This window comes from Puniceibacterium sediminis (genome assembly GCF_900188035.1).
GTDB lineage: Bacteria > Pseudomonadota > Alphaproteobacteria > Rhodobacterales > Rhodobacteraceae > Puniceibacterium > Puniceibacterium sediminis.
The window spans coordinates 263,431-277,636 of record NZ_FZNN01000003.1; the positions used below are offsets into that span (position 1 = coordinate 263,431).

The window sequence follows — 14,206 nt, forward strand, 5'->3', positions numbered from 1 at the left end:
AAAGGAGGGCTAGATGTCCAAACGCGATTATTACGACGTCCTGGGCCTGAAAAAGGGTGCCTCGCCGGAAGAAATCAAGAAGGCCTACCGCGGCAAGGCTAAGGAACTGCATCCGGACCGGAATTCCGACAATCCCAAATCCGAAGATCAGTTCAAAGAGGCGAACGAGGCCTACGAGGTTCTCAAGGACGAAAACAAGAAGGCGGCCTATGACCGCTACGGCCATGCCGCGTTCGAAGGTGGCATGGGTGCAAGCGCCGGTCGTCCCGGTGGTGCGGCCGGTCAGGGTGACTTTGCCTCGGCCTTTTCCGATGTGTTCGACGACCTGTTCGGTGATTTCATGGGCGGTAACGGCCGTGGTGGCGGGCGTCAGCGCGCCGCACGCGGTGCTGACCTGCGCTATAATCTGCGCGTGACATTGGAAGAGGCCTATGGCGGTCTGCAAAAGACCATCAATGTGCCGACATCCGTGGCGTGCGGGCCCTGCTCGGGCTCTGGTGCCGAAGGCGGCGCTGAACCCACAGCCTGCCCGACCTGTTCGGGTATGGGCAAGGTCCGCGCGACTCAGGGTTTCTTTACCGTTGAACGCACTTGCCCGACCTGTTCGGGTCTGGGCCAGATCATCAAGAACCCCTGCCGCGCCTGTGGTGGCAACGGCCGCGTGCAAAAAGACCGGGCTTTGTCGATCAACGTCCCGGCTGGTGTTGAAACCGGCACCCGCATTCGTCTTGCCGGCGAAGGCGAGGCCGGAATGCGTGGTGGCCCTCCGGGCGATCTCTATATCTTTCTCGAGGTCGCACCCCACGAGCTGTTTGAACGCGATGGCCTGGCGCTCCACTGTCGGGTGCCCGTCTCGATGAGCTCTGCCGCACTGGGCGGTGATATCGAGGTGCCGACAATCGACGGCGGCCGTTCCCGGGTCAAGATCCCGGCGGGGTCGCAATCCGGTCGTCAGATGCGTCTGCGTGGCAAAGGTATGCCAGCGCTGCGTGGCGGCGGGGCAGGCGATATGTTCATCGAACTTGCGGTTGAAACTCCGGTCAACCTCACCTCGAAACAGCGCGATCTTCTGCGCGAATTCGAGGCGCTGTCGGAAGACAACAACCCTGAATCCAAGACGTTCTTTTCGTCCGTCAAAAGCTTCTGGGAATCAATGAAGGGATAACACCGCTACGGGTTGCGAAAGCATCCGACATGGTGACCCCGATCAGACGCGCTGCCCCACCGGGCGGCGCGTCTTGCTTTTCGCGCATCCGTTTGCGGCTCGCACGACCCTGAGTTGAAGTGCGATCCATACGATCAGCCATACGAAAACCATACGGTTTCCATACGCTTACCATACGGCATGATAGCGGCGCAGGGCTGGGAAAATTAATCCTTCTCTAACCCTGTCGGCGCAATTTGCCTCCATGAACAACAGCACCCATTTCTCCGACTCACAGGCCGCTCTTTTCGCTGTCGACGAGGCGCCGGTACACCCGCGGACTGACGCTCCGCAGCCGTCGTACATCCAGGATCACCGCGCGCGCCTGCGCGAACGGTTCCTGCAGGGCGGGGCAGATGCCCTCCCGGATTATGAGCTTTTGGAACTTGTGCTCTTCCGCGCCATTCCGCGTCAGGATGTCAAACCACTTGCCCGGCAACTGCTTGAGATATTTGGGGATTTCAACCGCATCCTGTCGGCTCCTGTCGCCCGCCTGAACAGGGTGCCGGGGGTGGGGCAGGCGGTTGTGACCGAGCTCAAGATTGTCGAGGCTGCGGCCCACCGTCTGTCACGCAGCCGTGTGATGCAACGCCATGTGGTCAGCAGCTGGGACGCACTTTTGGACTACTGCCACACCACCATGGCGCACCGCGAAACGGAACTGTTCCGGGTTCTCTTCCTCGACCGCAAGAACGTCCTGATCGCCGATGAGGCGCAGGCCCAGGGCACCGTCGATCACGTCCCGGTCTACCCGCGCGAAGTTGTCAAACGCGCGCTGGAACTGAACGCCAGTGCTTTGATATTAGTGCATAATCATCCGTCTGGTGATCCTACGCCTTCGGCTGCGGATATCGACGTTACGAACCAGATACAAAAGGCTGCCGAGGCTCTGGGCCTCACGCTGCACGACCATCTGGTTATCGGTAAATCCACAGAACTCAGCTTTCGCGCCCAGGGACTTCTCTGACCCAAATAGGCGCCAAAACCGAAACATGTCAGGCCAGAATCTGCGTTGGGCAGGCCATCTAAGACCCACCCAATAATAGCCTCAGGCCAAGCGCCCGTGGCAATGCTTGAACTTGTTTCCCGATCCGCAGGGGCAAAGATCGTTGCGCCCCGGATTGCCCCAGGTCTCTGGGTTGGTCTCATCAAAACCCTCTGCCAGCGGCGCGGGTGCTTGTCCGGCCGCCTCGGCCTGTGCGGCGGCGGGTGCCGCTGCTGCGGGGGTATTGGCAAGGCGCGCCTCAGCTTGCTGCGCGCGCACCTGCTCGACCAGCGCCGCCTGTTCCTCTTGTGTCATCGGGCGGATCTGGCCCAGCTTCTGCGTCACATCGGTGCGCAGGCTTTCAAGCATGGATTCAAACAGTTGGAAGGATTCAGTCTTGTATTCGTTTAGCGGATCGCGCTGCGCATAGCCGCGGAAACCAACGACTGAGCGCAGGTGTTCCAGTGTCAGCAGATGTTCACGCCACTTGCCGTCAATCGCCTGTAGCAGCACCTGCTTTTCGATCTGTCGCATGGTGTCCGGGCCAAAGGCGGCGGCCTTTTCGGCCATCTGCTTATCGGTCGCCTCTTCCAGACGCTCGGTGATGACTTCGGCATCAACACCTTCCTCGTCGCCCCAGGCGATGACAGGCAGGTCCATGCCAAGCTGTTCAAGCACAGCGGCGTATAGCCCATGCATGTCCCACTGGTCGGCATATGTCTTGGGCGGCACAAACTGTGTGACCAGATCGTCGATCACCTGATGGCGCATGTCCTGAGCGATTTCGCCCAGATCCTCGGCCTCCATGATCTCGCGTCGCTGGCTGAATACCACCTTGCGTTGATCGTTCATCACGTCGTCGAATTTCAGCAGTTGCTTGCGGATGTCAAAGTTGCGCCCTTCGACCTTGGCCTGAGCGCGTTCGAGCGACTTGTTGACCCAAGGGTGCACAATCGCCTCGCCCTCTTTCATGCCAAGCGAGGACAGCACCTTGTCGAGCCGTTCCGAGCCGAAGATGCGCATCAGGTCATCTTCCAGCGACAGGAAGAACGATGATTTGCCCGGGTCGCCCTGACGGCCCGAACGACCGCGCAACTGGTTGTCGATCCGGCGGGATTCGTGGCGTTCGGTGGCCAGAACAAACAATCCGCCCGCGTCCTTGACCGCCTGTTCGTCGGCGGCATGACCGTCTTCGATCTGCTTGCGGATCTCGTCGGGATGGGCGTCGGGGTTCGCCGCGATGGCGTCCAGCACTTTTAGCTCGACGTTGCCGCCCAGTTTGATGTCCGTACCACGACCGGCCATGTTGGTGGCGATGGTGATCGCCCCCAGCTTACCGGCGTCACCAACGATCTGCGCCTCTTGTTCGTGCTGGCGCGCGTTCAGCACGTTGTGCGGCAGCCCGGCTTTGGTCAGCAGCGCGCTCAGCATCTCGGACTTTTCGATCGAGGTTGTACCGACAAGCGCCGGGGTGCCCTTGGCATGGGCTTCCTTGATCTCTTCGACGATGGCTTCGTATTTCTCGCGGGCGGTACGGTAGACCTTGTCGTCCTCGTCGATCCGCGCGATGGGCCGGTTTGTCGGTACCTCAACCACGCCAAGGCCGTAGATTTCGGCAAATTCATCGGCCTCGGTGGTGGCCGTGCCGGTCATGCCGGCCAGCTTGTTGTACAGACGGAAATAGTTCTGAAAGGTCACAGAGGCGAGCGTGACGTTCTCTGGCTGGATCTTGGTGCCTTCCTTGGCCTCGATCGCCTGGTGCAGGCCGTCGGACAGGCGGCGACCGGCCATCATGCGGCCGGTGAATTCGTCGATCAACACAACTTCGTCGTCGCGGACGATGTAATCCTTGTCCTTCTGGAACAGCTTGTGCGCGCGCAGGCCCTGATTGACGTGGTGAACGACGGTGGTCGATTCCGGATCATAAAGGGTTTGACCTTCGGCCAGCAGGCCACGGGCGTGCAACTGCTCTTCGAGGAACTCGTTGCCTTCGTCGGTGTAGGTGACGTTGCGGGTCTTCTCGTCCAGCGTGAAATGCGCCTCGGTCAGTTCGGGGATCAGCTTGTCGATGGCGACATACAGTTCCGAACGGTCCTGCGACGGGCCAGAGATGATCAGCGGTGTGCGCGCTTCGTCGATCAGGATCGAATCGACCTCGTCCACGATGGCGTAGTTGTGGTCGCGCTGGTACATCTGGCTCAGCTCGGACTTCATGTTGTCGCGCAGATAGTCGAAACCCAGCTCATTGTTGGTCGCATAGGTGATGTCGCAGGCGTAGGCTTGTTTCTTCTCTTCTTCGGGCTGGCGGGGGTAAACCACGCCGGTGGTCATGCCAAGCGCGCCAAAGACGTTGCTCATCCATTCCGCGTCGCGCCGGGCAAGATAGTCGTTGACCGTGACGACGTGCACGCCCTTGCCGGTCAGCGCGTTGAGGTAGGCAGGGAAGGTCGCGACAAGGGTCTTGCCCTCGCCTGTCTTCATTTCCGAGATATTGCCCTGATGCAGGAAAATGCCGCCCATCAGCTGCACGTCAAAGGCCCGCAGACCCAGCGCGCGGCGGGCAGCTTCGCGGCAGTTGGCAAAGGCTTCGGGCAGCAACTGGTCAAGGCTTTCGCCGCCCTCGATCCGCTTGCGGAACTCTTCGGTTTTGGCTTTCAGCCCCGCGTCGTCCAATGCCTGAAACTCGGGCTCCAGCGCGTTGATCTGGTCAACCAGCGGGCGCGTCGCCTTGACTTTGCGGTCGTTCGGGGTTCCGAACACCTTGCGCGCGATATTTCCGATACCCAGCATGGTCTCACTTTCGTGGTTTGACATCATCGTGTGCGGCATCTGCTTGCCGGCCACGCACTCAACCCATATGAAACAGGGGAACGGCTGGCCATATAGACGCCTCTAGGCGATGTAAGGGGCAGCATGTGCAGTGTCAACGTCACCCGCAATCCGGGTGGCCAGGGAAGGACGATAGCAATGTCGAAAAGCACCATGAAACTGTCAGCAGCGGCGCTGGCGATCACCTTCGCTCTGTCGGCCGGCATGCCGGTCCAGGCGCAGGACGCCCCCACGGCTGACACGGTGGTTGCAACTGTTAACGGGGTGGAAATCACGCTGGGTCATATGCTTGTGACCCGCGCCGGTCTGCCCGAACAATACAACGAACTGCCCTCGACCGTTCTTTGGGAGGGCGTGATGGATCAATTGATCCAGCAGTCCGTTCTGGCCCATTCCGACGGCACTACAGAATCCAAAGGCATCAAGCTTGCGCTGGAAAACCAGCGCCGCGCCATGCTTGCCTCTGAAGCGATCACCAAGATCGCAGAAGATTCAATCGATGAGGCCGCAATCAAGGCCGCCTATGAGGCCAACTATGCCCGTGCGAATATGGGCACAGAATTCGATGCCTCGCATATCCTCGTGGAAACCGAGGAAGAAGCGCAGGCCATCGAGGAAGAGCTGAAGGCCGGCGGCGATTTCGCCGTATTGGCCAAAGAAAAATCTACCGGCCCCTCAGGTCCAAACGGTGGCGCACTTGGCTGGTTCGGCGCGGGCATGATGGTCGAACCGTTCCAGAAAGCTGTCGAGGCGCTGAAGCCCGGCGAAGTCTCTGCACCGGTCCAGACCCAGTTTGGCTGGCACGTGATCAAGCTCAATGACGCGCGCACGAAATCCGCGCCCCCGCTGGAAGAGGTTCGCGACCAAATCGTTGAACAGCTGCAAAAGGCTGCTGTCGAAGATGCGATCAGTGGTTTGCTGGCCAAGGCCGACATAACCCGCACGGCGCCCGAAGCTATCGACACCGCAGTCATCGACGACCTCGAACTCGTGGGGAACTGACTTTGGCCAAAATCACCACGCGTTCGCCGCTGGCACCCGACAGCTTTCCTGAACTGCCGGTAATCAAGGGGGTGCGCTTTGCCTCCGTTGCCGCCGGCGTGCGCTACGCCGGGCGAACCGACGTGATGCTGGCACATCTGGCACCAGGATCCACAGTTGCGGGCGTGTTCACACGCTCGGCCACGCGGTCAGCTCCGGTGTTGGATTGTCAGGCCAAGATCGGCATGCACACCGACGACGGCGCGGCGATCATCGTGAATTCGGGTAACTCCAACGCCTTCACAGGCCGCAACGGCATCGAATCCACCCGCGCTGTCACCTCGGCCGTGGCTCTGGCGATGGATCTGCCGGAAAGCCGGGTATTTTCGTCGTCGACCGGGGTCATCGGTGAACCGCTGCCCCATGGCCGCATCACCGCCAAGATCGACGAACTTGTCGCCGCACTGGACGAAGGCGGGATCAGTGGCGCGGCTCAGGCGATCATGACCACCGACACCTTTCCCAAGGGTGCAATGGCTTCGGTCGATTTGCCCGGTGGAACAGTCAAGATTGCCGGCATGGCTAAGGGGTCGGGCATGATCGCACCGGATATGGCGACAATGCTCGTCTATATCTTTACCGATGCCGCGATCTCGGCCGGTGACCTTCAGACGCTGGTCAGCAGGCTGAATCACAAGACCTTCAACTGCATCACTGTCGACAGTGACACATCCACTTCGGACACGCTGCTGATGGGCGCGACGGGCGCATCGGGCGTTACCGTCACCGCAGAGGAAGACGCCTTTTCCGACGCTCTCCACGGCGTTATGCTCGACCTCGCGCATCAGGTGGTAAAGGACGGCGAAGGGGCGACCAAGTTCGTCACCGTCAACGTGACTGGCGCAAAGACTGCTGCCGATGCCCGCACTCACGCGCTGTCGATCGCCAATTCGCCGCTGGTAAAGACTGCACTGGCGGGCGAGGATCCCAACTGGGGGCGTATCGTCATGGCCGTGGGCAAATCCGGCGCCGCTGCTGACCGCGATGCGCTAAGCATTCGTTTCGGTGACATCCTTGTGGCGGAAAACGGCTGGGTCTCGCCCGATTACAAAGAGGACTTGGGTGCAGCGCATATGAAGCAGCCAGAGATCACGATCAATGTCGACATCGGCCTTGGCGACGGGGCCGCTACGATCTGGACCTGTGACCTGACCCATGGATACATCTCGATCAATGCGGATTATCGGTCCTGATCCCGTGAAGATTGTTCTGGTTTCGGCAGTTGCCCTGATCGATCCTGATGGCCGTGTGCTTTTGGCGCAGCGGCCTGAGGGGAAATCCATGGCTGGTCTTTGGGAGTTCCCCGGCGGAAAAGTGGAAATGGGTGAAACACCCGAAGCGGCACTGATTCGGGAATTGCACGAAGAGCTGGGAATCGAAACCTGGCAGAGTTGTCTCGCTCCTTTGACGTTTGCATCTCACGGCTATGAAGATTTCCATCTTCTGATGCCACTTTTTGCCTGCCGTAAGTGGGGTGGAATCGTGCAGCCCTTGGAGAATCAGAGACTTAAGTGGGTTTTGGCGAGCGACTTGTCATCATATCCAATGCCGCCAGCTGATGTGCCTTTAATTCCGATTCTACGTGACTGGCTATAAATACGGCAGGCTTGTCTGTTAATTTGGCGTGCTGCGGTGCAGAATGTGTCACAATTTGGATGTTTATTGAACAATTGTTTCGTTTAGAATGCAACTAACACTAGTTTCCTCGATCATTTCTCACTATTTATGAATTAGAGTTGACATCGGGGAGCCACGAAATGTTGAAAACTATTATCTTGGGTAGCTGTGTTTCCGTTCAAGGCATTTTGGAGCAGATCCTGCCTGACGGTCGCATGATCGTTCGTGTCGGAAAGCGGGTCTATACCGGCCTGCCAGTCTGACGTTGGCCATTTCGTCCGAAACCGCATCAGCCGGAGCGTGAAAACACCGGAGGGAGTTGGGGCAGTTTTCGGACACGTTGTATTGCAGGCTGTTGGGGGCCAGCGAACATCTAAAGTGAATGACCACGAAACAAGAAAAAGGGGAGGCAAAATTGCCTCCCCTTTTTTGTCTTCTGTATGAGGTGACCGGAACTCAGAGGTTCCGTTCGACCTCTTCACGCTCGAAAATTTCGATGACATCACCGGGGCGAACGTCCTCGTAGTTCTCGAACGCCATCCCGCATTCCTGGCCAGAGATAACCTCAGGCACTTCGTCCTTGAAACGCTTGAGCGTCTTGAGGGTGCCTTCGTGAATGACCACGTCGTCGCGCAGAAGGCGCACACCGGCAGACCGGCGGGCGACGCCTTCGGTGACGAGACAGCCAGCGACCTTGCCAACGTGAGAGACCTTGAAGACCTCCTTGATCGACGCGTAGCCGATAAACTTTTCACGGATCTCGTTGGACAGCAGGCCAGAGGCCGCCGCCTTCACATCGTCCACGAGGTCATAGATCACGCTGTAATAGCGAATCTCGACACCCTTCTGGTTCGCCGTTTGACGGGCCGATGCATTGGCCCGAACGTTGAAGCCGAACACCGGTGCACCCGACGCTTCGGCCAGGCCGATGTCGGTTTCGGTGATCGCGCCGACACCCGAATGCAGTACGCGAACGCGGACCTCATCGTTGCCGATCTTCTCCATCGCCTGAACGATTGCCTCCGCGGAACCCTGCACATCGGCTTTGACGACGATCGGCAGCTCAGAGACGCTCTCGTTCGCCTTGGCATTGGCCATAAGCTGTTCCAGCGTGGTCGCTGCACCAGCAGCGGCGCGCTTGGCCTTGGCTTTGTTGGCGCGGTATTCGGCGATTTCACGCGCCTGCGCTTCTGTCTCTGTCACGTTCAGAACGTCGCCCGCTTCGGGTGTACCGTTCAGGCCGAGCACTTCGACAGGAACCGAAGGACCGGCTTCCGCGATTCGCTCACCCTTGTCGTTGATCAGTGCACGAACCTTGCCGTACTGCTCGCCGACAACAAAGATATCGCCCTGACGCAATGTTCCGTTCTGAATCAGAACAGTCGCAACCGGGCCGCGGCCCACGTCAAGCTGCGCCTCGATCACCGCGCCTTGTGCAGCGCGATTCGGGTTTGCCTTGAGTTCGAGAAGTTCCGCCTGAAGCGCAATCGCTTCGAGCAGTTCGTCCAGACCCTGACCTGTGTGCGCCGACACTTCCACGTCCTGCACTTCACCGGACATCTGTTCGACAACCACTTCGTGCTGCAGAAGATCCGTGCGCACCTTGGTCGGGTTCGCGTCGTGCTTGTCGATCTTGTTGATGGCGACAATCATCGGCACATCGGCCGCTTTGGCATGGTGGATCGCTTCAATCGTTTGCGGCATTACAGCGTCGTCTGCGGCAACCACCAGCACCACGATGTCGGTCACCTGAGCCCCGCGAGAACGCATGGAGGTAAAGGCCGCGTGGCCGGGTGTGTCGAGGAAGGACAGCACAGCGCCCGAGTCGGTCGTGACCTGATAGGCTCCGATATGCTGAGTGATCCCGCCGGCTTCGCCCGACACGACCTTGGTTTTGCGAATCGCGTCCAGAAGCGACGTCTTTCCGTGGTCGACGTGGCCCATGATCGTGATGACAGGGGGGCGCGTGACCAGATCTTCCGGTTTGTCGTCGACTTTCGTGATGACATCCTCGACATCCGAATCCGACACACGCACCACGCGGTGGCCAAATTCTTCAATGATCAGCTCTGCGGTATCCGCATCGATGGTTTCGTTCTGCGTCACCATCATGCCGCTCTGCATGAGAGACTTGACCACATCACCGACACGTTCCGCCATACGGTTGGCCAGCTCGGAAACGACGATGGCTTCGGGCAGTTGAACGTCCCGCACAACCTTTTCGCGCGAAACCTGACCGCCCATCGCCTTTTGACGCGCACGCTCTTGCTTGCGCTTCATCGCGGCCATGGATTTCTGACGACCGCCCTCACCGGACAGTGCCTGGTTGAGCGTCAGCTTGCCTGCGCGGCGACCACCTGCGTCGTCGCGTGCTTTAACGCCACGGCCACGCTCTTCGCGTTCGCGTTCCGCCTTGCGGGGACCTGCGGCCGCCGGGGCGGCTTTGTTGGTTGCGCCAGTGCGGGCAGCAGCATCGGGCGCCGAAACAGGAGCAGACGCAGTAGGTGCCGGTGCGGAGGCCGCCTTGGCGTCCTCTGCAGCTAGGCGCTTCTTGCGTTCTTCTTCTTCTGCCTTGGCTTTGATGGCTTCTGCCGCTTCGCGCTGTTCGCGCTCTTTGGTCTCTTGCTCGGCCCGGCGGCGGTCACGCTCTTCTGCGCGCTCGCGCTCGTTGGCTTCGCGTTGGGCAATCTCATCGGCTTCGCGGGCCTTTGCGGCCTGCAATGCCTTGAGACGGCGTTCCATCTCGGCGTCGGAAATGCCTGCAGGACGCTTGGCTGTCACGCCTGGGGATGCGTTTGCCGCACCCGGGGCGGCGCCAGGCTTCGGGGCGCCCGTCTTGGGCACCACGACGCGCTTGCGTTTGGTTTCCACCACGACGTTCTTGGTGCGCCCATGGCTAAAGCTCTGCTTTACGTTCCCGGACCGGGGACCACCACCGCGCAAACCCAATGTCTTCTTACCGTCGTTATCGCTCATAAAGCTCTCTTATCCTTTCGTGCGGCCGTTGCCGCCGACATCAGCATTGACAGTTCCAATGCGTATGCCCTTCAATCGCTGGGCTTCCTCTACAACACGTTTCGTGAGTCCGCCAGCGCCAAGCGCTGCGTGTATTACAGATTGTCGTCCAAAGGCCAACCCCAACTCCTGCGCCGTGAGCCAGCCGATGTAACTTCCGAAGTGTGGCGTGCTCAGCTTGGTCTTGCCACGGGCAGATCCGTCACTCGACTGGATCAGAACTTCGGCTTCTTCTTTGGACAGCCAATCCTTGACCCGTTCATAACCCGCAACCGCAGACCCGGAACGCCGGGCCAGGCTAATAAGGTCCACAACGCGCCGGGCCAGCATTGGTTCCAGCTGGTCCAGCATTTCTTCGTTCACCGTCACCGGTTTCTTGGCGGCGCGGGCAAACAGGCCCTTCTTTACCGCCTTGGCAAGCGCATCCTTATCCGCCGCAACCCAGATGCCCCGACCGGGCAATTTGCCCATGAGGTCGGGAACGATCTGGTTTTCTGGTCCGACAACGAACCGGATCAGCCCATGTTTTGGCTGGACCTCGCCGGTCGCGATACATTTGCGCTCGGCTCCGTCGTCCAGTTCTTTGGTCGCGCCGCCTCGGGACATGATCAGGCCTCTTCGCCGTCTTCAGCCGGTTCGGCGTCTTCGTCGGTCTCATTGGGCTCAAGTTCGGTTGGATCGACCCAACCCAGCAGAACCCGCGCGGTCATGACCATGTTCTGCGCCTCCTCCAGTGAGACGTCGAACTTTTCAAGCAGACCATCGTCCTTGTGACGTTGACCTTTCTCTGTGGTCCAGCCGCCGGCCAGTTCCCAGTCTGCGCAGGTCGCGAAGTCTTCGAGCGTCTTTACACCGTCCAAGGCCAGAGCCTCAAGCATTTGGGGTGTCAGGCCTTCGAATTCAACCAAGCTGTCCTCAACACCCAGTTCACGGGCGTGCTCCATTGCCTTACGGGCCAACTCTTCGAGCTGCTCTTTGGCACGGGTTTGCAGCTCTGCCGCAGTATCCGCATCGACGCCGTCGATCACCAGCAGTTCGTCCAGATCCACATAGGCGACTTCTTCGAGGTTGGTGAACCCTTCGGAAACCAGGAGCTGGGCAAAGAATTCATCAAGGTCCAGCGTGTCCATGAACAGCTGAGTCCGCTCTTCGAATTCCTTCTGACGGCGCTTGGATTCCTCTTCCTCAGTCATGATATCGATATCGAGACCGGTCAGCTGGGATGCCAGGCGAACGTTCTGGCCACGACGGCCAATTGCCAGTGAAAGCTGCTCGTCGGGCACTACAACCTCGATCCGCTCTGCGTCTTCGTCCAGAACCACCTTCGTGACTTCGGCCGGTTGAAGCGCGTTCACGAGGAATGTCGGGATATCCTCATTCCACGGGATGATGTCGATCTTTTCGCCCTGAAGCTCGTTCACCACGGCCTGAACACGGCTGCCGCGCATACCAACGCAAGCACCCACCGGGTCGATCGAGCTGTCATACGAGATGACGGCGATCTTGGCGCGCGAACCCGGGTCACGGGCGACGGCTTTGATCTCGATGATGCCGTCATAGATCTCGGGCACTTCCATCTTGAACAGCTCAGCCATGAACTGCGGGTCGGTGCGCGACAGGAAAATCTGCGGGCCGCGGGCCTCACGACGTACATCCTTGATGTAGCAGCGGATACGGTCGTTCGGGCGATAGCTTTCGCGTCCGATCTTTTCGTTGCGGCGCAGGATTGCTTCGCCACGGCCCACATCGACGATGACGTTGCCGTACTCCTCGCGCTTGACCTGACCGTTGATGATTGTCCCGGCGCGATCCTTGAATTCCTCGTACTGACGGTCACGCTCTGCTTCGCGGACCTTTTGCAGAATCACCTGCTTGGCCGACTGGGCGGCGATCCGGCCCATGTCGACGGGGGGGACTTCCTCGATGAACTCGTCACCCACTTTGGGGTCGGCCATGTATTGCTTGGCCTGCTGAACCGTGAACTCTGCCTGATAGTTCTCAAGCAGGTCGTCTTCGACCACGGTACGTACCCGTGTGAACGAGGCACGGCCGGTCTTGCGATCAATCTTGACGCGAATATCCATCTCGGCGCCGTAACGAGACTTGGCCGCACGCGAGAGCGACTCTTCCATCGCTTCGACGACCAGACCGGGGTCGATCATCTTTTCGCGCGCAACGGCTTCGGCAGTTTGCAACAGCTCAAGCTGGTTGGCAGAGGTAATCGCCATTTCTCTTACTCCTCGTGCGGGCCGTCTTCGGCCTCGATCTCGTCAAAAATGGTGGGGTCGGGTGCCGCCGCCTTGCGGGCTCGCAGCATTTCCTTGATCAGGTCATCGGTCAGGACAAGCTTGGCCTCGGCCAGCCAGTCGAATTTCAGTCCGACAGTGCCCTCATCGATATTTATCAGCACCTCGTCACCCTCGACCCCGGCTATGATACCGCGCCAGCGTTTGCGCCCGTCGATCAGCTCCGAAGTCTCGATCTTGGCCTCATAGCCCTCAAAGGTGTCGAAGTCTTTGAGGCGGGTAAGCGGGCGGTCGATGCCGGGGCTCGAGACCTCGAGTGTAAAGGCGTCCAAGATCGGGTCCTCGACATCAAGCACCGCGCTCACAGCCGTGCTGATCCGGGCGCATTCATCAACCTCGATACCGCCTTCAGGGCGTTCCGCCATGATTTGCAATGTTGGGGTGTTACCGCCCATTAGACGAATTCGGACCAGCTCGAACCCCATGTCCTCGATGACGGGGGTCAGAATCTCGGCCAGACGTTTGTCCATGGCGGCTTTGGCGATCATATCGGTCATAGGTCTTGGGTATCCATGTGTTTTGAACACAAAAAAACGGGCGCGCGGCCCGTTGCTCTTTCCCGGTGGAGCGTTCGGGGTGGAGACCGACGCGCCGCTATTGAAGCTCATATACGCGCCGCTCGCCCAAACTGCAAGGGAGAACGCGACCCTGTTTTCCTGGCTATGTGATGGCTCAGAAGGCACGCTTCGGGAGAGCGAGAGGTGCTGACAGAAATCCGCGCCTATACAGTATATATAGCTGGCCCTGATGCGGGCCATCGAAAAGCGGGTTAAAGCGGCGCGCAAAGCGCCATCCAGAAGGTCGGCTGTCTGCGGGATTATCGGGCAGGGCGCTCTAGCAGAGCGAAGTCTAAATGTGATTCTGCGCCATCCATCGAGAATCGCGCCGAATTTTGGTGAGTCCGTCATATTTTTGAAGATAATTTCTGCAAGCATGAAGGCGACTCGCCATGGAGCGACAATTTCCGACTCGATTTTCCTACGGAGATTGCCTGCCTGACGAAGGAATTTGGCCGAACTACGTGCCTTCGGCCCCATATTGACTGTTCGTCGGCCCATGAAACGCCAAGTTTCAGGGCTGAATCGAAGAAAATCGGCCTGATGTGCGATTTTTTGAAAAAAGCGCTTGCGGGTTTTGTGTAGTAACCGTAGAACCCCCCTCACCGGCGGCGCTGAGGCGCTAACGGGACGCCAGACGGGGCGAACGGGA

10 protein-coding genes are annotated in these 14,206 nt (G+C 59.3%); 5 read left to right on the forward strand and 5 right to left on the reverse strand.

Annotated features, from left to right (window positions below):
* Positions 1-13: 13 nt before the first annotated feature.
* Together dnaJ and radC are read left to right on the forward strand one after the other, a co-directional pair.
* Positions 14-1,165, forward strand: coding sequence for a molecular chaperone DnaJ (gene dnaJ, locus CHB75_RS05640; RefSeq protein WP_089269555.1), 1,152 nt, complete (start codon positions 14-16; stop codon positions 1,163-1,165).
* A 244-nt stretch (positions 1,166-1,409) separates the two neighbouring features.
* Positions 1,410-2,171 carry a RadC family protein gene (gene radC / locus CHB75_RS05645; RefSeq protein WP_089269556.1) on the forward strand — a complete coding sequence of 254 codons (762 nt, stop codon included), beginning with the start codon at positions 1,410-1,412 and terminating at the stop codon, positions 2,169-2,171.
* Between the two features lie 81 nt (positions 2,172-2,252).
* Here radC and secA read toward each other — a convergent pair whose 3' ends face one another.
* On the reverse strand, positions 2,253-4,979 hold the full coding sequence (gene secA / locus CHB75_RS05650; protein ID WP_089269578.1) for a preprotein translocase subunit SecA: 2,727 nt from the start codon (positions 4,977-4,979) through the stop codon (positions 2,253-2,255).
* A 177-nt stretch (positions 4,980-5,156) separates the two neighbouring features.
* On the opposite strand from secA, the gene CHB75_RS05655 reads away from it, so the two are divergent.
* From CHB75_RS05655 to CHB75_RS05665, 3 genes are read left to right on the forward strand one after another with little or no spacing between them, the layout of a single operon-like run.
* The gene (locus CHB75_RS05655; RefSeq protein ID WP_089269557.1) at positions 5,157-6,020 is read left to right on the forward strand and encodes a peptidylprolyl isomerase; all 864 of its coding nucleotides are present in this window, start codon (positions 5,157-5,159) and stop codon (positions 6,018-6,020) included.
* A gap of 2 nt (positions 6,021-6,022) precedes the next feature.
* Entirely contained in the window at positions 6,023-7,252 is a 1,230-nt protein-coding gene (gene argJ / locus CHB75_RS05660; protein ID WP_089269558.1) for a bifunctional glutamate N-acetyltransferase/amino-acid acetyltransferase ArgJ, read from the forward strand.
* 4 nt (positions 7,253-7,256) lie between these two features.
* Entirely contained in the window at positions 7,257-7,655 is a 399-nt protein-coding gene (locus tag CHB75_RS05665; RefSeq protein ID WP_089269579.1) for a (deoxy)nucleoside triphosphate pyrophosphohydrolase, read from the forward strand.
* Positions 7,656-8,132: 477 nt separating this feature from the next.
* Here CHB75_RS05665 and infB read toward each other — a convergent pair whose 3' ends face one another.
* Genes infB through rimP form a run of 4 tightly spaced genes read right to left on the reverse strand, consistent with a single transcriptional unit; the run spans position 8,133 to position 13,494 of the window.
* On the reverse strand, positions 8,133-10,652 hold the full coding sequence (gene infB, locus CHB75_RS05675; protein ID WP_089269560.1) for a translation initiation factor IF-2: 2,520 nt from the start codon (positions 10,650-10,652) through the stop codon (positions 8,133-8,135).
* Positions 10,653-10,661: 9 nt separating this feature from the next.
* Positions 10,662-11,297: an RNA-binding protein gene (locus CHB75_RS05680; protein ID WP_089269561.1), complete on the reverse strand. Its 636-nt coding sequence runs from the start codon at positions 11,295-11,297 to the stop codon at positions 10,662-10,664.
* A gap of 2 nt (positions 11,298-11,299) precedes the next feature.
* Positions 11,300-12,919: a transcription termination factor NusA gene (gene nusA / locus CHB75_RS05685; RefSeq protein ID WP_089269562.1), complete on the reverse strand. Its 1,620-nt coding sequence runs from the start codon at positions 12,917-12,919 to the stop codon at positions 11,300-11,302.
* Between the two features lie 5 nt (positions 12,920-12,924).
* Entirely contained in the window at positions 12,925-13,494 is a 570-nt protein-coding gene (gene rimP / locus CHB75_RS05690; RefSeq protein WP_176439064.1) for a ribosome maturation factor RimP, read from the reverse strand.
* Positions 13,495-14,206 lie beyond the last annotated feature (712 nt).